The following is an 18,495-nucleotide window of genomic DNA, read 5'->3' as shown; positions in this document are numbered from 1 at the left end:
GGTTGATGTGGCCCGGGCCCGAGGCTATGCCCCAGGTGTTTGCCTTCCCACGATTGTCAGGACACGAAGACGCGGACCCGGGCCCCCCAAGGGTGCCGGGCGGGCGGCCGTTCGCGGGCGCCCTGTCGCGGTGACGTGTCCTTGCCCACCCCCGGGTGGTGCTTGTATGGGAGGGCCGTCAACGCGTCGGCAGTGCCCCTGTCACGCCCTCCCCTGGAGTCCGCTTGAGCGCGCGTGCAGAGTCCATGTCGACGACCGCGTCCGACCTGATCTCCCTGATGAAGCCGAGGCTGTCGAGCCTCGTCCTCATCACCACCGCGGGTGGCATGTGGCTGGCGCCTGGACCGCTGGCCACGGGAAATGCCCTGGTGACGTTGCTGGCCACGGCCGGCACGGTGGGCGCGGCCAACGCGCTCAACTGCTACTGGGAGCGTCACAGCGACCGGTTCATGGCCCGCACGCAGAACCGGCCACTGCCCTCCGGGCGGATGGAGCCGGCGGTGGCGCTGTGGTTCGGCATCTCCCTGGCGGCGGTGTCCCTGCCTGCGCTCGCGCTGGGGGCCAACGTGCTGACGGCGGCCCTGGGCCTGCTGGCGCTGCTCAGCTACGTGCTGGCGTACACGCCGCTCAAGGCGCGCACCTCGGCGGCCATGCTGGTGGGCGCGGTGCCGGGCGCGCTGCCTCCGCTCATGGGCTGGACGGCGGTGACGGACCGGCTGGACGCGGGCGGCTTCTCGCTCTTCGCCATCCTCTTCCTGTGGCAGATGCCGCACTTCATCGCCATCGCCCTGTTCCGCAAGGAGGAGTACGCGGCGGCGGGTCTCAAGTCGGTGCCCCTGGAGCGCGGGGACGAGTCCAGCCGCGCCCAGATTGTCCTCTACCTGGTGGCGCTGGTGCCGATGACGCTGTTGCCCTTCCAACTGCACATCGCCGGCTCCTGGTACCTGGCGGCGGCGGTGGCGCTGGGCCTGAGCTTCCTGGGCCTGGGAGCGTGGGGGTTCTTCCGCCGACTCGGGAAGCCCTGGGCGCGGCAGGCGTTCTTCTTCTCGTTGATCTACCTTACCGGACTGTTCGCGGCGCTGAGCCTGGACCGCGTTCCGCGCGGCTAGCGCGCGGGTGCCGGCGGGACACACCGCCCCATGCCTGATACCTCGGTCTCCACCCCTCCGGTTCCGCTGCTCCACCTCGAGGGGCTGACCCGACGTTTCAAGGGCCGCGTCGCCGTGGACGGTTTGACGCTGTCCGTGCGGCCCGGCGAAATCCTGGGCCTCCTGGGCCCCAATGGCGCGGGCAAGTCCACCACCTTCCAGATTCTGGCGGGCCTGCTGGCCCCGGACTCGGGTCAGGTGCGCTTCGCGGGGCGGGAGCTGTCGCTCAGCGACCCGGCCCTGCGCCGGCAGATGGGCATCATCTTCCAGCGCGGCAGCCTGGATGACCTGCTCACCGCGCGGGAGAACCTGATGCTCGGGGCCCGGCTGTACGGGCTGACCGGGGAGCGGGCGCGCGAGCGGGTGGAGTCGATGCTCACGCTCATCGGCCTCGCGGACCGGGGTGATGAGCGCGTGGGCACGTGGTCCGGTGGCATGCGCCGCAGGCTGGAGCTGGCGCGAGCGCTGGTGCATCAGCCGCGCGTGGTGCTGATGGACGAGCCCACGCAGGGCCTGGACGAGGCGGCCTTCCGCACCTTCTGGGCGCACCTGAAGCGGCTGCGCGACGCGGAGGGCATCACCGTGCTGCTGACCACGCACCGGGCCGACGAGGCGGAGGTGTGTGACCGGCTGGCGGTGCTCGACGCGGGCAGGCTGGTGGCGTGCGACACGCCGGCCGCGCTGGCCTCGCGCATGGGTGGGGACATCCTCACCGTGGAGGCGGCCGACCCCGAGACGCTGGCGCGCGAGGTGCGCGAGAAGCTGGGCGTGGACGCGAAGGTGGTGGAGGGGAAGGTGCAGGTGGAGGCCCGGCAGGGGCATGCGCTGGTGCCTCGGCTGGTGGAGGCCTTTCCGGCAGGCAGGTTGTCGTCCGTCTCGTTGCGCCGGCCCACGCTGGCGGACGTGTTCCTCCAGCTCACCGGGCGCGCGCTGGGCGCCGATGTGCCGGCCGCGGAGCCCGCGCCGAGGAAACGCCGATGACCGCCGAGATTTCCACCGCGCAACCCCCCGTGACAGCCGTCGCTCCGGCGCCGTCCCTTCCTGGGACGCTCGCGTTGCAGTGGGCGACGGTGCGCGTGCTGATGGCGCGCGACGTGGTGCGCTTCTTCCGTCAGCCCAGCCGCGTCGTGGGCGCGTTGGCGCAGCCCATCCTGTTCTGGTTCGTCATCGGCTCGGGCTTCGCCGGCTCGTTCCGCGTCGAGGGCGCGCAGGGGCTCGGCTACCAGCAGTTCTTCTTCCCGGGCGTCGTCACCATGGTGCTGCTGTTCAGTGCCATCTTCGCGACGATTACCGTCATCGAGGACCGGCGCGAGGGCTTCCTCCAGGCGGTGCTCGCCGGGCCGGGCTCGCGGCTGGCGGTGGTGCTGGGCAAGGCGCTGGGCTCGTCTGCCATCGCGCTGATGCAGGCGTCGCTGTTCTTGCTGCTGGCGCCGCTGGCGGGCGTGAGCGCGGCCACCGTCAACCTGCCGCTGCTGTTCTCGGTGATGGTGCTGTCGGCGCTGGCGCTGACGGGCATGGGCATGTCGCTGGCGTGGTGGGTGCGCTCAAGCGCGGGCTACCACGCGGTGATGAGCATCGTGCTGCTGCCCATGTGGGTGCTGTCCGGGGCGATGTTCCCGCTCAAGGGCGCGGGGACGTGGTTGTCGTGGGTGATGGTGCTCAACCCCATGCGCTTCTCCGTGGAGGGCGTGCGTCGGGCGCTCTACGGCGCGGAGGCGTCGGTGGTGGTGGGCTCGCCCATGTCGGGGACGGGGCTGGAGGTGCCGGTGCTGCTCGCGTTCGCGACGGTGTTCGTCGGACTGGCCGCGGTGAGCGTCAGCCGTCGCGAATAGCGCGGACGCGCCGTTGGACAGGTCGGCGTCCTTTGACTACGAGGGGACGCGGACGATGAACTGGTTCACCGAGGAGATTGCACGATGACGCTGCGCACGCTCGGCCTGTCGATGCTGGGAGCCGCGGGGCTGCTGGCCCTGCCCGCTTGCAAGAAGGAGGAGGCTCCCGCCACTCCGCCACCTACCACCCAGGCACCGCCTCCCTCGGCGGCCCGCGCGACGGAGCCTGGCGCCGAGCACGCGGCGACGCCGATTCAGGCGGACAAGGACCCGGGGAACGAACAGGGGAAGGTCGCCGTGCCCGCGGGCAACGGTGCGGTGAAGGGGACTGTGACGTTCACCGGCACGCCTCCCGCCGCGGCCGACCTGCCGCCGAACACCGACCCGGCTTGCGATGGGCGCGGCTCGAAGGACGAGGCGGTGCTGGTGAAGGACGGCAAGCTCCAGAACGTGCTGGTGCGCGTGAAGGGGACCGTGGCCGGGGCTCCGGCCGCGCCGAGTGCTCCGGTGGTGGTGGACCAGACGAAGTGCACCTATGTGCCTCGCGTCCAGGGCGCGGTGGCGGGGCAATCGGTCGTCTTCAAGAACAGCGACGGCACGCTGCACAACGTGCGCGGCGTGGTGGGGACGAAGGCGGCCTTCAACGTCGCGCAGCCGCCCTCGGGCGCGCCGGTCCAGAAGCCCGTGCCTCCGGCGGATGACGTGTTGAAGCTCAAGTGCGACGTGCACCCGTGGATGACCGCGTTCGTGGTGAGCAACCCGAACCCGTACTTCGCCACGACGGGCGCGGATGGCGCCTTCGCGCTTCAGGGGCTGCCCGCGGGCACGTACACCGTGGAGGCGTGGCACGAGACGCTCGGGACGAAGACGACCGAAGTCACGGTGAAGGACGGTGCTCCGGCCGAGGTCTCCTTCGCGTTCTCCTCCGAGGACACGTCCGCGAAGAAGTAGACCCGCGCCTGTCTCCGCGATGCGGGACTGAATCCAGGCCCGTGTCGCGTGCCGCCGAGGAAGCCGCGAAGAAGTAGACCCGCGCCTGTCTTCGCGATGCGCGCCTGAATCCGGGCCCGTGTCGCGTGCCGCCGGGGATGCCTCCGCGAAGAAGTAGACCCGCGCCTGTCTCCGCGATGCGGGACTGAATCCAGGCCCGTGTCGCGTGCCGCCGGGGAAGCCGCGAAGAAAGAGCCCCGTGCCTTCGAGCGGGGAGCCACTCCCCTGGGTCTACCTACGCCGCCGGCCGCTCGATGGCGTCCGGTGGCCCCGCCTTCTTCACCGTGAAGCCCACGCGCGCGCCGCCGCCTTCGCGATTCTCCGCGAACGTCTCTCCGCCGTGTGCCCGGGCAATGCGCTGCACCAGCGCGAGCCCCAGGCCCAGCGAGCCCGCCTCGCGCGCTTCGCCACCCCGGTCCTTCCGGTAGAAGGGCTGGAAGATGCGAGTCTCCTCGCCCGGCTGGAGTCCTGGACCCCGGTCCTCGACGCAGAACGCGAGGTGCTCTCCCTGCTCCTGTACCCGCAGCTTCTCCACGCCCCCCCCATGCCGCCGGGCGTTGTCGAGGAGGTTGGCCAACGCGCGCCCCAACAGCGTCGCGTCTCCCACCAGCCCCGTCTCCGGCGCATCCACGTCGAGCATCTCCAGCGCGAGCCCCGCGCGCTCCATCGCCTGGGTCGCGAGCGTGCGCCCATCCAGAACGCGAGGCGTGAGCTGACCGAAGTCCAGCCGTGAGCTTGCGAGCAGCTCGCCCACCAACGCGTCCAGCTCCACCACCTCGCGGTCCACCTGGTCCAGCGTCTTGGGATTGCCACCGCCGTCGCGCAGCAGCTCCGTCAGCACGCGCAGCCGAGCCAGGGGTGTGCGCAGCTCATGGGACACCGCCGCGAGCAGCTCCCGCTGGTCCGCCACCTGTTTCTCGATGCGCCCCGCCATGTGGTTGAAGGCGACGGCGAGCACGGTGAACTCCCCCGTCGCATGCGGGAGGACCTCCGCGCGCGCGTTGAGCCGTCCCGCGCCCAGCGCCTCGGTGGCCTGCACCAGCGCATCCACGGGCTTGGCGAGCCTTCGCGCCATCTTCCCGGACGCCATCCAAAGCATGAGACACGCCGCGAGCAACGGCAGCATCACCTTCAACGGAGTCTTGCCGCGCGCCAGCCCGTTGCAGACGCGCACCTGTCCCAGGGTCGTGCCCGCGCGCACGACGGGGAGGGTGAACTCAGCGTGTTTGCACAACCCACCCGCCAGCACGAGCAGCTTGCCGCTCGCGTCCGTCACCTCCACTTCGATGTCCAGGTCCTTCGCGAAGGACTGCGCCAGGGCGTCTCGCCGCGCGGGCTCGCTCCACACCTCCTCGAAGCGGTGGCTCGCGAAGTCCTTCAGCCGCATCATCTCCTGCTTCCACGTGTTGCCACCCACCAGGCTGAACACCGTGGCCACCACGACGCCCGTCATGATGATGCTCAGGCCGAACCACAGGAACAGCCGCCGATGCAGGCGTGAGCGCACGAAGTGCCCGAGCCGGCTCATGCCCCAGTAGTGGTGCCGCCAGTGCGCGCGCTGCTGGCGCTTCCAGTGGAGATGCGCGCGGCGGTGATGTGCCTCCCACGCTTCCAGGGGGTTGGAGAACGGACCTCGGCGGCGGTCCTTCGCCTCCTTGCCATCGTCCTTGTCGGCCTGGGTCCACTCTCCCTGGGGCGGGCACGCGCCTTCGCGTTCCCCCTGCAGCCACCGCGCGATGGCGTCGGGGTCGTCCGACTCCGGACCCCAGGAGGGTTCGCACGGGTCCTTCTGATTCCAGGGCCCTCGGCCTCGCTTGCCGTCGCGGCGGCCCATCAGAGTCCCTCTTTGGCGAAGACGTAGCCCACGCCGCGCACCGTCTTGATGAGCCGGGAGCCCACGTCGCCCAGCTTCTGGCGCAGATGCGAGATGTGCACGTCCACCGTGCGCTCGCCCACCACCGTGTCGCTGCGGCCCGCTTCACCCAGCAGCGCGTCGCGGGGGATGACCCGCCCGGCCCGGCGCACCAGCGCCACCAGCAGGTCGAACTCCAGCCCCGTGAGGTCCACCAGCTTTCCTTCCGCGCGCACCTCGCGCCCGGCGACGTCGATGGACAACCCTCCCGCCTCCAGTCGGTCCGCCACCGACGAGGGCTGCGAGCGGCGCAGCACCGCGCGCAGGCGGGCCAGCAGCTCACGCGGACTGAAGGGCTTGGGGAGGTAGTCGTCCGCGCCCAGCTCCAGCCCCACCACGCGGTCCGTCTCATCGCCCTTCGCGGTGAGCATGACGACGGGAATGCGGCTCTTGGCGCGGATGCGCTTGCACACCTCCAGGCCGTCCATGCCCGGCATCATCACGTCGAGCAGCACCGCGTCGTAGGCGCTGGCCTCCAGCGCCGCGAGCCCTCGACCACCGTCGGCGGCATGGGTGACGTTGACGCCGTTTTGCCCCAGGTACTGCGCGAGCAGTTCGTAGAGGCGGGAATCATCGTCGATGAGCAGGACACGTGTGGACATGGACGGAGTGGAGTCTAGCGCGGCCCCGGCGCGGGGGCCTGGGCCGTTGAGGAAGACGGCGACTCGGGCTGCGCGGGGGCGGCCGAGTGGAACGTGGGCGAGTTGCCCCAGGGCCCTCGAGAATCCCAGCGCTCCGCCCACCCGCCAGCATGGCAGTGGCGGCGGTGGCGGGCGATGCTGGCGAAGCCGGAGGCATAGCCTCCGAGGGTGCCCAGGGCGAGCAGGACGATGAGCAGGCGACGGCGCATGGCGGAGTTCCTCTGACGTTTGTTCGGGGAAGGGGAGCGGCTCACACCATCCGCTGGTCGTCGCCGCGAAAGCCGCCACGCCCGCCGCAGTGACGCCCGTGCCAGCCCGGGCCGCCGCGCCAGCCATGGCCCCAGCCGTGCTCGAGCATGTCCGCCAGCTCGCGCCGCTGGCGCGCATCCAGCGCTTCATGCACCTGCGAGAGCGCGCCCTGGAGTGAGCGACGGGCGTTCTCCAGCGCCACGTCGTGCCGCGTGAACAGCTCGCGCAGCGCGGCGCCATCGAAGTGCTCGCCGCGCAGCGCGTTGCCCAGGGCCGAACGGCTGGGGCCCACCTCATCGCGCAGCTTGTCGAAGGCCTCCGTCACCTCCTCGGTGGCCTGGATGATGACCTTCTCCTGACCGGGGGACGTCTCCAGCCGCTCGAACAGCCAGCGCAGCCTCATCCGCCAGCCAAACCGGCTGCCGCGCCTGTGAGCGTGGTGATGCCAGCGACGACCACCCTTCACCGTGTAGACGAGGCCGGCGAGGCACGCGGTACCCAACAAGAATCCGAACATGGGTCCTGCTCCTTCAAGAGTGCGGGCCCGAAGTAGGGCGCGCACCGGGTTTGATGGGCAGGAAGGTAGAAAACGGGTGTGAAGGGCGCGCCGGAGCCGCATGAAGAAACGTGAAGGGCCCGGTGCGGGTTCGGCGTGTTCGGGATGAAGAGGCGAATGTGGCCTGTTCATCTCCCGAGCGATTTTCAGCCTCTCGGATTGTCCTCTGGTCGACGGCCGCCTGCCCGCTGGGCGGAGGTCGGGTGGACAAAGGAAACCGGGAGGTAGATTGTCGCGGCAGTGTCGGAGCGATGTCCGCCCCGCACTGGTGGTCCGGCTGGTCCCGGGTCGCCGTCTAGCAGAAAGAAGAAGGTCACATGGCAATCGGTACTGTGAAGTGGTTCAACGACGCCAAGGGTTTCGGCTTCATCGCTCAAGAGGGCGGCGAAGACGTGTTCTGCCACCACACGGCCATCAATATGGATGGCTTCCGCACCCTCCAGGAGGGTCAGCGGGTGGAGTTCGAGGTGACCCGTGGCCCCAAGGGGCTGCAGGCCCAGAACGTTCGCGCTTACAACGGCTAGCGTCATTCCTGGCCACCCTTGAGTGAGCCCGAGGCCCGGTCTTCCCATAGGGAAGGCTGGGCCTTCGTCTTTGGTGCGAACAGGCCCGTCGAGCAGGCGAGCGCCCGTGCGGGCCACGTCGGGACTCGCCCCCTTCCTTACCTTCATGGCTGAGCGCGGCGCACCCGCCGCCTGACGCCCGAGGGCGAAGGAGACCGAGGCATGGGGGATACCAGCGTGAAGAAGGTGGAGAGCCGGCACTCGCCCCGGGGAGACATGGGGCAGAAGTACCTGGCCTCCGGCGTACGAGTGTCCATGCGGCTGTGGGAGGACGAGCCACCCGGGGAGCCCCGGCCCGCGTCCCCTCGCGACTATGAGACGGTGGGCTTCGTGCTGAAGGGCCGCGCGGAGCTGCACCTGGAGGGGCAGGTCATCCTGCTCAACCCCGGTGACTCGTGGCTCGTGCCGCGAGGCTCCAGCCACACGTACAAGATTCTCGAGACGTTCTCCGCGGTGGAGGCCACCAGTCCTCCCGCGGCGGTGCATGGCCGTGACGAGGGCGCGGAGAAGGAGAAGAAGCCCGCGAAGGCCTGAGGGGTTTCGCGAGGTCGGGAGTCGACGGGGTCGCCACTCGCGATGGAGGCGGGCGGTGACCCCGTCGATGCCAGCTCAGGTGTCGCGAAGGGGCGGAAGCCTGGCGCGGGTCCACATCTCGCGAAGTCGTGCGCGGAGCGCCTCGGGTGTTTCGGTCAGCAGCCGCGCGAAGTCCGCGGTCGCATCCCCCAACAGCTCGGGCTCCCGGTCGCGCACGAAGCCCGTGGCGGCCTGGACGAGCCATGAGGCCGACTCCTCCCTCTGCCCGCACTCCAGCTCCAGGATGCCCAACTGGAGGCGGGTTTCAGTGGAGACGCGCCGTTTGCCAAGCTTCTCCCGGAGGGCGAGCGCCTTGAGGTACCACGTCCGTGCTGCCTCGAACTCCCGCTGCTCCCGGGCGAGCCCCCCGAGCCGGTGGCAGACCATGGCCGCGTGGTCCTCGCTTCCCAGCTTCTCGTCGAGGGCGAGCGCCTGGAGGAACCACGTCTGGGCCGCCGCGAAGTCCTTCCGCCTCCGGGCATTCGCCCCGAGCCGGAAGTAGCCGCTCGCCACGTCCCGCTGGTGGCCCCGCTTCTCGTCGATGGCGAGCGCCTTGCGGTACCACGCCTCGGTCTCCTCGAAGTCCTGCCGCTCCCGAGCAACTCTCCCGAGCTTGGTGCATGTTCGAGCCACCGCGTTCTCGTCACCCTGCTTCTCCTGGCTCGCGAGCGCCTTCAGGTACCAGGATTGAGCCGCCTCGAAGTCCTCCCGGTTGAGGGCGACCCTTCCCAGGTCGGAACAGGTGTTGGCCGCGTCGTGCACGTACTCGTGTTTCTCTTCGAGGGCGAGCACCTTGAGGAGCCACGTCTCGGCCGCCGCGAAGTCCTCCCGGTCCTCCGTCACCGTCGCGAGCTGCTCGCAGGTATGGAGCACCGCGTCCTCGTCGCCTTGCTTCTCCCGGATGGCGAGCAGCGGGAGGTACCACGCCTCGGCCGCCGCGAAGTTCCGCCGCGCACGGGCCAGGGTGGCGAGCCGCGAATACAGGGTGGCCATGCCGCGCTCATCGCCCAGGCGCTGGTAGAGGGCGAGTGCCTTGCGGTAGCACGTCTGGGCGGCCTCGAAGTTCCTCCGCTTGCTCGCGACGATGCCGAGCTGGGTATAGCTGATGGCCGCGTCGTGCTCGTCGCCCAGTCTCTCCTCGATGGCCACCGACTTGCGGTACCACGCCTCGGCCGCTTCGAAGTTCCGCTGCTCGTGGGCGAGCCTCCCCAGTTGATAGGCGGTGCCCGCGAGGGTGCGCTCCTCGCCCCGCAGCTCATCCAGGGCGAGCGATTTGAGGAACCACGCCTCGGCGACCTCGAGGTCTCTCTGCGCCCAGACCACCCTCCCGAGTTGGTGGCAGTACGTGGCGGTGCTGGCCTCGTCGCCCTCCGCTTCCACGAGGGCGAGCGCCTTGAGGTACCACGTCTCCGCCTCCTCGAAGTCCTTCTGTGCTTCGGCGACCTCCGCGAGCAGTTTGTAGGTGGCGTCGTCGTAGGCGTTGCCCTGTTTCTCCTCGAGGGCCAGTGCCTTGCGGAACCAGATCTCGGCCGCGTCGAGGTCTTTCCTCGACCGTGCCACCTTCCCAATCTGGTAGTAGGCGTAGACGGTGCTGTGCAGCTCGCTTGTCTTCTCGAGGATGCCGAGCTGTTTGAGGTACCACGCCTCGGCCGCTTCGAAGTCCTTGCGCTTCCGGGCCAGGTCCCCGAGCAGGTAGTAGGTGCTCTCGGCGAGGGACTCGTCGCCCCGCGCTTGCGCGTCGGCGAGGGCCTTGAGGTACCAGGCCTCCGCCGCCTCGTAGTCCCGACGGTCCTCGGCGGTGCTCCCGAGCGAATGGTAGAAGTCGGCCGTGCCTTGCGCTCCGTTGCAAGAGCGCTCCTTGCGGTGCCACGTCTCGGCCGCCCCGAAGTCCCGCCGCTTCTCCGCGAGCCTGGAGAGGGAGCCATAAAGACTGCCCTCTCCGCGCTTGTCTCCCCGAGCCACTCTGATGGCGAGCGACTTGAGGTACCACGCCTCGGCCGCCACGAAGTCGCACAGCTTCTCGGCGACGCCGCCGAGCCAGAAGCAGGTCTGGTCCAGGCCGTCCGTGTCGGGGTTCTGCTCCTCGATGGCGAGCGCCTTGAGGAGCCAGGTCTCGGCCTCCTTGAAGTCCTCCTTCTCCTTCGAGATATCCGCGAGCAGGTGGTAGAGGCGGCCGTTGTCGTTCGCGTGGCCTTGCTTCTCTTCGAGCGCCAGCGCCTTGAGATACCAGGCCTTGGCTGCGTCGAGGTCTCGTTGCTCCAGGGCGGCATCTCCGAACTGGTGGTAGGTCGCCACGGTACTTGCTTCGCCGTCTGGCTTTCCCTCGACTGCGAACTCCTTGCGAAACCACGTCTCGGCCGCCTCGAAGTCACTCCGCTTCTCCGCGAGCCTCCCGAGCTGATGGCAGGTCCTCGCGGTGCCGTACGCGTCGCCCTGCCTTTCCAGGAGGGCGACTGACTTGCGGAACCATTGCTCGGACGCCTCGAAGTTCTCGCGCACCCGGGCAAGCTTTCCGAGCTGGTGACAGGTGTTGCCGGCGCTGAGTTCGTTGCCCTGCTTCTCTTCGAGGACGAGCGCCTGGAGGAACAACGTCTTGGCCGCATCGAGCCGACTGCGCGCGTGGGCGAGCCTCCCGAGCAGATGGAGGGCGACCGCCATCCCCGCCTCATCGCGTTCGGAGGCCCATTCCAGCAGGTCCTTGGACAGCCGCTCAGCCTCGGCGAGGTCGCCCAGGTTCAGGGCATGGCGGGTGAGCGCCTGGGTCAGCGTCGAGCGCATCGCCGCCAACCCGTGCGCCTTGGCGAGCTCCAAGGCATGGTGGAAGTTGGCGCCGTGGACGAAGAAGGGGTCGCGTTGCTCGTCGAGCGACCAGGGTTTGACCTGGCTTGCGACCTGCCCCATCCGTTCGACGAACGCCCGCTCCCAGTCCTCCCGGTTCTCACCGGCGCGTGTTCGCAAGTACCGGGTGAGGACGGGCTGGAGCGCATGGACGCCCGGCTTGTGTGGGGACACCAGCCCCGCGATGGCGAGGAGCCCGAAGAGCCGCTCGACCTGTTCGGAGTCGCGGCCCCCGGGGACCGACGCCCCCATCCGGACGATGTCCGCGGACTCCGCGAAGCGCTCATGCAGGCCGAGCGGCACGAGCAGCGAGCGCAGGTCCTCGGGCAGCCTCGCGGTGAAGAGTCGCAGCGTGGCCACCACCTTCGCGAGGGATGCGTCCCCATCGAGTCCCGGCCCGGCGCTCGCCTCACGCAGGGTCTTCAAGAGGACCGCTGCTTCCGGGTCCTCCAGGTGGGGCAGGGCCATCCGCATCATCAACGGATGGCCCTCCATTGCCTCCATCAGTGCGACTTCGTCCGGGGTCCTCTGGTCCGGTGTCCCGACGGGGGCGCGAAGAAGGGTGGATCGAAAGCGCCATCGCTCCTCTTCCGGCAGGCCATCCAGGCGGATTCGGGTGACGCGCGACTCGTCGAGCCACTTCTCTTCATCGTGGCTGATGATGAGCACCCGGGTCTTGCCGCCCCGCAGTTGCTCCAGGAACCGCTTGAGCCACGCCCGGTCCTCGGCGGGAAGCAACCCTCGCGTGGACTCGAACTGGTCCCAGACCACGACGTGTGGCTTGCGCTTCAACTGCCGCGACACGATGACCTTGGCGCCCATCGGTTGCGACAGTGCGTCGTGGTCCTGGAACTCCACCACGAACGGGTTGATGACGTGCTCGGCGCTGCGGATGTCGCTGAAGTCGAACCAGAACGCCTTCTCGCGGAGCTTCTCCTTCGTCGACAGCCCGTGCAAGAAGGCGCGGACCAGCGTGGTCTTGCCGATACCCGCAGGTCCGTGAACGAGAATGCCCACTGGGGACTGGCGCATCGCGCGCCACAGCTCGCTGAGTGGGTTCTTTCGGCTGTGCAATGAGAGGAGGCTCACGCCGACATTCGCCTCGTCGTTTTCAGTCATCAATGGCGGGTATTTCAACCCGATGGCATCTGTATGGGGAGTACAGCGTGTCCCAGAGCGCCTTGCGGCGCAAGGCCGCGCCACTTCAAGGTCCGTCAACTCCGAGGCTGGATGGGGGCTCGGGAGCGTCGCCCCCAGGCGACGAAGAGCGAGAGGCCGACGAGCAGGAAGTTGAAGGGTGTATTCGCGGCCTCTCCGCGTGAGAGGTGGAAGAGGATGGCGGAGGCCTGGAGCGCCGCGCAGCCCAGCGCGGCGAGGACTGTCAGGCCCGGTTTGATTCGAGTGAGCGACGGCAGGACGACGCCAATCCCGCCGAGCAGGTCGAACAGAGCGGTTGCATACAGGAACGCCACCGGAACCTGACCTGCCCACGGAATCATCGCGGCGAGCGCTGCGACTGGCGTCAGGAGCTTCCAGAGGCCGGTGCCGGCGAAGAGGATTCCCAGGAGTGCCTGAACGAGCCACAGACTGGCGGGGAGCGTCTTGGATGGACTCGTGCTGCCGGTGATCGCCGTGGTCATGGAATTCCTCGGGTTCTGCTCTGGTGCTACCAATCGCGCTCCCAGCCCACGACGCGGGGATGGGCATCGCGGTTGAAGAAGACCTGGAGACGTCCCCCCAGAAGGTAGAACGGCAAGGGCTCGTACTCCCATGTAACGGTGGGGCCCGACGAGGGCACACTGATGCTGGAGGGGAGTCCAAGGACTCGCTCGACTTCGGCCTGTGTGCGCCCTTCCAGCGCCGCTTGCCGTGCCCGTTCCACCAGTGCATCCACCCGCGCCGAGTTGATGGGCTCCAGCACTGCTGCCTGCATCCAGGGGTTGACGAGGATGATGAGTCCCACGAGTCCCCACGCGAAGCGCAGCTCGCGCAGCTTTCGGTCGCGCAGCCACGTCAGCAGGATGAGGTAGCCCACCGCGAAGCCGGAAGGGCAGAACCCGAAGAGGAAGATCCCGGTGAGCGGCACATCACGATAGAAGGATGCCAGTGAAGTCATGCGTGTCGCTCGTCTCCGATGAAATTCGTGCCTCCGGCGCTGGCGCCGTGAAGCCTAGCAGAGCGCGCTTCCAGTGCCTCTTGTGGGGCGGAGGCGAGAGCCGCTCAGGATGGCGCGAGGCATGCTCCAGGACAAACAGGAACCCGCCCGGGCGTGCGTGTCCGGGCGGGGGCGTCTGATGGCCCTACGGCGACCGGCGAATGCGCCTGACGCCGCCGTGGTTCGAGCACCTGCCCTGGGCCCCGTCGCGGCCGTTGCCGCATACCTGGTAGGAACTGGCCACGTCGCCGTCACAACAACGGACCTCGCACGTGCGCCATCCTGGAACGCACGCACGACCCACAAGGCATGACGACGCGGCTCCACGACTCTCATGGCCTCCTCCACTTCGTTCCGCGTCTGCAGGGTCCTGAATTTCAGACGCAGATAGGAATACGCCCCGGTGTCTGTGAATTAAGCGCCGTCGTACTTGGGGCGGGGTCCGAGTTGGCCAGTGGTCGTTTGCCGTTGATTCCAGATGGAATCATCCCATGCCGCCACGAGAACCCCTCGGTCGAATGCGAGCACCGCGAACGGACGTCCGAGGCCGCGCCGGGCCGCAGGGCCCCCGTGCATTGCTGGGGCCTGTCCGTGCTTCCACCTTCATCCAGGGCGTGCGACGCGAGGCCCCAGGGCGGAGGCGCGGCACATGGCGGGCGCACGGACGTTCGGACACGGGCTCGAAAGGCTGCCTGCCCCGAGGCTCGTGGCGGCCCACGACTTCCACCGGAGCCGCTGGTGGTTGCGCCAGTCACTCTGGTGGATGCCCATCGTGGGCGCGCTGCTGGGCGGCCTCATGGGCGTGGTGCTGGTGCGGCCTCCTTCGGGGCTCTCGCCCGTTTTGCGGGGCGTGGCGTGGGATGCCTCTGTGGTCGAAGCCCGGACCATGCTCTCCACGGTGCTGGGCATCGTCCTGACCTCGCTGAGTGTCGTGCTGTCGCTGTCCATGATCGTGGTCCAGAACGCCGCCGCGCAGTACTCGCCACGCTTGCTGCGCATGTACCTGCGGGGCCCGGGCATCCGCTTCATCATTCCCATCTTCATCTCCACGAGCATCTTCTGCCTCGTGGCGACGGAGATGCTGGGGTTCACGCCCACCGATGGACGGTATCCGCGGCCCGCGCTCGGCATGGCCATGGTGCTGCTCATCCTCTGTGAGGCGGCGCTGGTGTTCCATGTCCTCAACACCTTCCAGTTGATGCGCGTGGAGAACATCGTCCGGCAGATCCGCCAGGATGCGTTGGACGGCGCCCGCGCGCTGGCGCGGCGCCGGAGGCACGACGTGGAGCCGCCCCAGCCGGCGCGGACGTCCTCTCAAGACACCGTCGTGTTCCGGGCTCACGGACAAGGCTTTGTCGTGGACGTGGACGGGGCCTCGCTCTTGTCGTGGGCCGAGGCGCGGGGACTCGAGGTGCATGTGGACGTGGCCATCGGCGAGCCCGTGACGTGGGGCGCGGTGCTGGGGCGGGTGGCGCCAGGACGGCCCGAGGTCTTCCCTCATCTGGAGAAGGCCATCCTGCTGGGCCGCTGGCGCGAGCAGGGCTCGGATGTGGCGCTGTGCATGCGGCAGCTCGTGGACATGGCCGTCAAGGCTCTCTCACCCGCCGTCAACGACCCCTATACGGCCCTGGAGGTGGTGGATCAGCTCACCTTCCTGCTGTGCGCGCTGGAGCCGATGCGACTGGGGCCGCGCGTGCTCGCGGATTCCTCGGGGCGCCCACGGGTGTTCCTCCGCGCGGCCACGTTCCGCGACTACCTGTCGCTCGCCACCCGGCAGATCCTCCGCTACGGCGCTGGCGAGCCCATGGTGGTGCTCCGCCTGCAGCGCCTGGCGGGAGAGGTCGGCCAGCGCGCCACGACGGAGGAGACGCGGCAGGCGGTGCGGGACGCCCTGCACCTCATCCAGGCCGAGGCGGAGCGTGCCCAGGTGGGCATGCCGGACCTCCCGGAAGTCCGACGCCATGGTGTGGCGATGGAGCGCTTGATGGAAGGGGGCGGCATGCCTCCGGTTCCGATGCTCGCCTTCTAGTCCCTCGGGTGGGTGGCGGACGGCTCAGGGCCGTACGTCTTCCCCGAGTCGACGCAGGGCGCTGGCCAGGTCCGCGCCCATGGCGAGCACCTGGGCCCGTGTGTCCGGGAGGTCCTGGCCCGTGCGGGAACCGGAGACGTCGAGGGAGAGGCGCGCGCTGGCGGACTGGGAGCCGCACCGCACCTCGAGTTGTCCCTGGAGTCCGAGCTGGAGGGCGCCATTCACGGGCCGGGAGCCGCTGCCTCCGTTGAATCTCATCATGGACGTGCAGCCGCGTTCAGGAGGAAGCGGGCAGGAGCCCTCGTTGATGGTGAAGGTGGTCTCGCTCGTCATCGTCGCGAGGATGCCGGTGCCACAGTTCATGTCGTTGAGATGGACATGCACCCTGCTGCGGACGCTGTGGGTGGCGTCGATTCGGACGACATCCCGGATGGGGGTGAAGTCCGTGCGACCATTCAGCTCGGTGCCCAGGGTCCCCGTGACGTCATACGTGCCCGTGACGTTGGGACGATGGTCGGGCTGGTTGTCGTCCGGAGGTTCCACGTACCCCGGCTCCTCCGGGGACTTGGAATCACTCTCACCACACGCACTGAGTGCCAGCAGGGCAACCGCCATCAAGAGGCGCGAACGCAGCATCTGGGCTCCCTTTCAAGGGGACGAAACGCGAGACATCACTGCCGGCCTTGCTGCCCCGCGTTCAGGGAACCCCGGAGGTCTATTTCCCGCGCAACGAAAGTTGCAGGTGTGCCCATGCCCGGCCACCCGTTCGTTCCGTGCTGACGTCGCGGGGGGCCGACTGTTAGAGCGCTGATGCATGCGAATCGCCATCTCCGGGACTCATCGCGCGGGGAAGTCCACCCTCATCGAGGAGTTGTCCGACCTCCTCCCCACCTACGTGACGGTGGATGAGCCGTACCACCAGATGGAGGAGGAGGGGTACGCGTTCGCGGAGACCCCGTCGGTCGAGGATTTCGAAGCGCAGCTCGCGCGCTCCATCGACAACCTGGAGGAGGGCACCCGCGACGTGTTGTTCGACCGATGTCCGGTGGACTTCATCGGATACCTGTTGGCCCACGAGGACAGCGACGCGTTCGACCTCGATGCGTGGCTCCCGCGCGTACGCGGCGCGCTCCAGAAGTTGGATTTGATCGTCCTCGTCGGCATCGAGCGCCCGGACCGGGTCTCGCTCTCCGCCTCGGACGACAAGGCGCTGCGTCTGGCTGTCGACGAGAAGTTGAAGGACCTCCTCCTCGAGGATGCTCACGGCTTCGAAGTGGAGGTGCTCGAGGTCGAAGGTTCTCCGAGAGCGCGTGCGAAACAGGTGCTCGCGCACCTCTCTGAAGCAGATTGATAATGAGACGCTCCTGTTGACTGACGCATGTGACCTGCCGTTAAAGTGTCGCTCGCAGGGGCCGAAGAGAGCGCTGACGTGGTCAAGGTGGAGTGGTTGCGATGCGTCGTGAAGGCGGCCCTGCTGAGGGGCGGCCCTGCCCGTGCTGACTCCGATGTGCCTGGCTGGGGAACAACGACGTCCGGGCGTGCCCCGTCAGACGTGTTGAGTCCCCCCAAGAACCTCCTCGTGGCGGGTGGCCCAGGAGTCTGTCCTTGACCCACGGACTTCCTCGGAACTCCCCGGAGTAGTTCGCATCCCCTGGGCAGCCCCTGACGCGAGAGCTCGTCGGCTCGCTCCGGGTCCGTCGCCGTTTCACGCATTTCTCCTCCTTCGCCAGAACTCCATGCTCTTGCCTCAATCACAAGCGCGGCTCGCGCTCATTCTCTTGTTTTGTCTGGGCCTCCTGCCACTCGAAGAAGCCCATGCCGCCTGTATCGACGGGGAGACGGTTTCCTGTTCGTCCGGCGCGTGTCAGGGAACCCGAATCTGTGAAGGAACCGCCTACGGGCCCTGCACCTATTCAGTGGAGTCCACCACCCCGTGCTCTGTCTGCGGGCGCAACGGGAAGCTCCAATGTAGTGCCACGGGAAGCACCATCCCCGGCTCCTGCACCGCGTTGCGGGACGAACTCTGTAACAGCTGCGACGACGACGGCGATGGCGCCGTGGACGAGGGCCTGTCGGGGCTGTCGTGCACCATGGCCAATGGCTGCGGTGGCGTCAGCGTGTGCGCGTCGGGGGCGAGCACCTGTGCCTGGACCGCGGGCAGCACGAAGGCCTGTGACTGGTGCGGGCCGAGCGGCCGCTCCGTCTGTGGGCAGGACGGCTCCGTTGGACCGTGTCAGCCCGTGTCTCCCTCTCGCGAGGTCGAGTGCAACCGCTGTGACGACAACAAGGACGGCATCCCCGACGGGGCCACGGGCAACGCGGAGTCCTGCAACGGGCAGGACGACGACTGTGACGGTGCCATCGATGAGGGGAGCAGCGGCATCGAGGGGGATGTGTGCCAGGTGGATGTCGTGCAGGCCTGCTGCGAGCCCACGACGTGCCAGGCCCAGGGCAAGAACTGCGGCGCCCTCGCGGATGGCTGTGGAGGGACGCTGAACTGCGGCACCTGCCCGAGCGGCCAGTCCTGTGGCGCTGGAGGGGTGGCCAACGTCTGCGCGTGTACCCCCATTCCGCAGGCTACCGCGTGCAACGGCAAGTGCGGCCTGGTGCCCAACGGGTGTAACGGCTCGTGGAATTGCGGCGGCTGCGCCGGCACGCAAACGTGTGGAGGAGGTGGCACGCCGAACGTCTGCGGCTGCACCGCACTCCCGCAGTCCACCGTCTGTGCCGGAAAGAACTGCGGCACGGTGTCCGACGGCTGCGGTGGCTCCTACTCCTGTGGCGGCTCCTGCTCGGGCGCCAACACCTGTGGCGGTGGCGGTACGCCCAACGTCTGCGGTTGCGCTGTCTACGAGGACGCCTGCGACGGCAGGGAGTGCGGAACCGCGAGCAATGGCTGCGGTGGGACGGTGAACTGCGGCAGTTGCTCGGGAGGTGCCTACTGCCGAGCGGGTGTCTGCACGGGCGGCTCCGAACCCATGAAATCAGAGCAGCGGCGATGAGGCGCAC

General features: G+C 68.6%; 17 protein-coding genes. 9 read left to right on the top strand and 8 right to left on the bottom strand.

Going from position 1 to position 18,495, the window contains the following annotated elements; translation table 11 throughout:
- The first annotated feature begins 224 nt into the window (after window positions 1–224).
- The 4 genes from cyoE (at window position 225) to HUA78_RS02500 (ending at window position 3,931) form a co-directional block, all read left to right on the top strand.
- Window positions 225–1,109 (top strand): heme o synthase, encoded by an 885-nt coding sequence (gene cyoE, locus HUA78_RS02515; protein ID WP_141642756.1) that lies wholly within the window; start codon window positions 225–227, stop codon window positions 1,107–1,109.
- A gap of 30 nt (window positions 1,110–1,139) precedes the next feature.
- Entirely contained in the window at window positions 1,140–2,129 is a 990-nt protein-coding gene (locus HUA78_RS02510; RefSeq protein ID WP_174453350.1) for an ABC transporter ATP-binding protein, read from the top strand.
- Window positions 2,126–2,980 (top strand): ABC transporter permease, encoded by an 855-nt coding sequence (locus tag HUA78_RS02505; RefSeq protein WP_141642754.1) that lies wholly within the window; start codon window positions 2,126–2,128, stop codon window positions 2,978–2,980. Before HUA78_RS02510 ends, HUA78_RS02505 begins: the two co-directional genes overlap by 4 nt.
- Window positions 2,981–3,064: 84 nt before the next feature.
- Window positions 3,065–3,931: a carboxypeptidase regulatory-like domain-containing protein gene (locus HUA78_RS02500; protein ID WP_174475585.1), complete on the top strand. Its 867-nt coding sequence runs from the start codon at window positions 3,065–3,067 to the stop codon at window positions 3,929–3,931.
- Window positions 3,932–4,205: 274 nt separating this feature from the next.
- Here HUA78_RS02500 and HUA78_RS02495 read toward each other — a convergent pair whose 3' ends face one another.
- Genes HUA78_RS02495 through HUA78_RS02480 form a run of 4 tightly spaced genes read right to left on the bottom strand, consistent with a single transcriptional unit; the run spans window position 4,206 to window position 7,289 of the window.
- The gene (locus tag HUA78_RS02495) at window positions 4,206–5,804 is read right to left on the bottom strand and encodes an ATP-binding protein (protein ID WP_254623527.1); all 1,599 of its coding nucleotides are present in this window, start codon (window positions 5,802–5,804) and stop codon (window positions 4,206–4,208) included.
- On the bottom strand, window positions 5,804–6,484 hold the full coding sequence (locus HUA78_RS02490; RefSeq protein WP_141642752.1) for a response regulator transcription factor: 681 nt from the start codon (window positions 6,482–6,484) through the stop codon (window positions 5,804–5,806). The genes HUA78_RS02495 and HUA78_RS02490 overlap by 1 nt, the downstream gene beginning before the upstream one ends.
- A gap of 14 nt (window positions 6,485–6,498) precedes the next feature.
- Window positions 6,499–6,732, bottom strand: coding sequence for a hypothetical protein (locus tag HUA78_RS02485; protein ID WP_141642751.1), 234 nt, complete (start codon window positions 6,730–6,732; stop codon window positions 6,499–6,501).
- Between the two features lie 41 nt (window positions 6,733–6,773).
- Window positions 6,774–7,289 (bottom strand): periplasmic heavy metal sensor, encoded by a 516-nt coding sequence (locus HUA78_RS02480; protein ID WP_174475584.1) that lies wholly within the window; start codon window positions 7,287–7,289, stop codon window positions 6,774–6,776.
- 356 nt (window positions 7,290–7,645) lie between these two features.
- On the opposite strand from HUA78_RS02480, the gene HUA78_RS02475 reads away from it, so the two are divergent.
- Window positions 7,646–7,852, top strand: coding sequence for a cold-shock protein (locus HUA78_RS02475; protein WP_141642749.1), 207 nt, complete (start codon window positions 7,646–7,648; stop codon window positions 7,850–7,852).
- A 201-nt stretch (window positions 7,853–8,053) separates the two neighbouring features.
- Window positions 8,054–8,425, top strand: coding sequence for a cupin domain-containing protein (locus HUA78_RS02470; RefSeq protein WP_141642748.1), 372 nt, complete (start codon window positions 8,054–8,056; stop codon window positions 8,423–8,425).
- A 75-nt stretch (window positions 8,426–8,500) separates the two neighbouring features.
- Here the strand turns inward: HUA78_RS02470 and HUA78_RS02465 are convergent, their stop codons facing one another.
- From HUA78_RS02465 to HUA78_RS02455, 3 genes are all read right to left on the bottom strand, one after another.
- Window positions 8,501–12,421: a tetratricopeptide repeat protein gene (locus HUA78_RS02465; protein WP_217442325.1), complete on the bottom strand. Its 3,921-nt coding sequence runs from the start codon at window positions 12,419–12,421 to the stop codon at window positions 8,501–8,503.
- Between the two features lie 95 nt (window positions 12,422–12,516).
- Window positions 12,517–12,942 (bottom strand): DoxX family protein, encoded by a 426-nt coding sequence (locus tag HUA78_RS02460; RefSeq protein ID WP_174475582.1) that lies wholly within the window; start codon window positions 12,940–12,942, stop codon window positions 12,517–12,519.
- A 26-nt stretch (window positions 12,943–12,968) separates the two neighbouring features.
- Window positions 12,969–13,418 carry a hypothetical protein gene (locus HUA78_RS02455; RefSeq protein ID WP_141642745.1) on the bottom strand — a complete coding sequence of 150 codons (450 nt, stop codon included), beginning with the start codon at window positions 13,416–13,418 and terminating at the stop codon, window positions 12,969–12,971.
- A gap of 688 nt (window positions 13,419–14,106) precedes the next feature.
- On the opposite strand from HUA78_RS02455, the gene HUA78_RS02450 reads away from it, so the two are divergent.
- Window positions 14,107–15,486 (top strand): DUF2254 domain-containing protein, encoded by a 1,380-nt coding sequence (locus tag HUA78_RS02450; protein WP_174475581.1) that lies wholly within the window; start codon window positions 14,107–14,109, stop codon window positions 15,484–15,486.
- 24 nt (window positions 15,487–15,510) lie between these two features.
- Here the strand turns inward: HUA78_RS02450 and HUA78_RS02445 are convergent, their stop codons facing one another.
- A complete protein-coding gene (locus HUA78_RS02445) occupies window positions 15,511–16,122 on the bottom strand; it encodes a hypothetical protein (protein ID WP_174475580.1) in 612 nt (203 codons plus the stop codon).
- A gap of 178 nt (window positions 16,123–16,300) precedes the next feature.
- Here HUA78_RS02445 and HUA78_RS02440 point away from each other — a divergent pair, with 178 nt between their 5' ends.
- Both HUA78_RS02440 and HUA78_RS02435 read left to right on the top strand, forming a co-directional pair.
- Window positions 16,301–16,837: an AAA family ATPase gene (locus tag HUA78_RS02440; RefSeq protein ID WP_141642742.1), complete on the top strand. Its 537-nt coding sequence runs from the start codon at window positions 16,301–16,303 to the stop codon at window positions 16,835–16,837.
- 658 nt (window positions 16,838–17,495) lie between these two features.
- Window positions 17,496–18,488, top strand: coding sequence for a hypothetical protein (locus HUA78_RS02435; protein WP_174453357.1), 993 nt, complete (start codon window positions 17,496–17,498; stop codon window positions 18,486–18,488).
- Window positions 18,489–18,495: the final 7 nt, after the last annotated feature.

The organism is Myxococcus sp. CA033 (genome assembly GCF_013336625.1).
GTDB classification, from domain to species: Bacteria; Myxococcota; Myxococcia; order Myxococcales; family Myxococcaceae; genus Myxococcus; species Myxococcus llanfairpwllgwyngyllgogerychwyrndrobwllllantysiliogogogochensis.
The sequence above is the reverse complement of the archived record's forward strand: the minus strand, read 5'-3'. Positions and strand labels throughout refer to the sequence as shown.

Excerpts from the sequence above, each read along its gene's own strand:
- HUA78_RS02510 (WP_174453350.1), top strand. The coding sequence starts at position 1,140 with ATGCCTGATACCTCGGTCTCCACCCCTCCGGTTCCGCTGCTCCACCTC.
- HUA78_RS02505 (WP_141642754.1), top strand. The coding sequence starts at position 2,126 with ATGACCGCCGAGATTTCCACCGCGCAACCCCCCGTGACAGCCGTCGCT.
- HUA78_RS02500 (WP_174475585.1), top strand. The coding sequence starts at position 3,065 with ATGACGCTGCGCACGCTCGGCCTGTCGATGCTGGGAGCCGCGGGGCTG.
- HUA78_RS02495 (WP_254623527.1), bottom strand. The coding sequence starts at position 5,804 with ATGGGCCGCCGCGACGGCAAGCGAGGCCGAGGGCCCTGGAATCAGAAG.
- HUA78_RS02490 (WP_141642752.1), bottom strand. The coding sequence starts at position 6,484 with ATGTCCACACGTGTCCTGCTCATCGACGATGATTCCCGCCTCTACGAA.
- HUA78_RS02485 (WP_141642751.1), bottom strand. The coding sequence starts at position 6,732 with ATGCGCCGTCGCCTGCTCATCGTCCTGCTCGCCCTGGGCACCCTCGGA.
- HUA78_RS02480 (WP_174475584.1), bottom strand. The coding sequence starts at position 7,289 with ATGTTCGGATTCTTGTTGGGTACCGCGTGCCTCGCCGGCCTCGTCTAC.
- HUA78_RS02475 (WP_141642749.1), top strand. The coding sequence starts at position 7,646 with ATGGCAATCGGTACTGTGAAGTGGTTCAACGACGCCAAGGGTTTCGGC.
- HUA78_RS02470 (WP_141642748.1), top strand. The coding sequence starts at position 8,054 with ATGGGGGATACCAGCGTGAAGAAGGTGGAGAGCCGGCACTCGCCCCGG.
- HUA78_RS02465 (WP_217442325.1), bottom strand. The coding sequence starts at position 12,421 with ATGACTGAAAACGACGAGGCGAATGTCGGCGTGAGCCTCCTCTCATTG.
- HUA78_RS02460 (WP_174475582.1), bottom strand. The coding sequence starts at position 12,942 with ATGACCACGGCGATCACCGGCAGCACGAGTCCATCCAAGACGCTCCCC.
- HUA78_RS02455 (WP_141642745.1), bottom strand. The coding sequence starts at position 13,418 with ATGACTTCACTGGCATCCTTCTATCGTGATGTGCCGCTCACCGGGATC.
- HUA78_RS02450 (WP_174475581.1), top strand. The coding sequence starts at position 14,107 with ATGGCGGGCGCACGGACGTTCGGACACGGGCTCGAAAGGCTGCCTGCC.
- HUA78_RS02445 (WP_174475580.1), bottom strand. The coding sequence starts at position 16,122 with ATGCTGCGTTCGCGCCTCTTGATGGCGGTTGCCCTGCTGGCACTCAGT.
- HUA78_RS02440 (WP_141642742.1), top strand. The coding sequence starts at position 16,301 with ATGCGAATCGCCATCTCCGGGACTCATCGCGCGGGGAAGTCCACCCTC.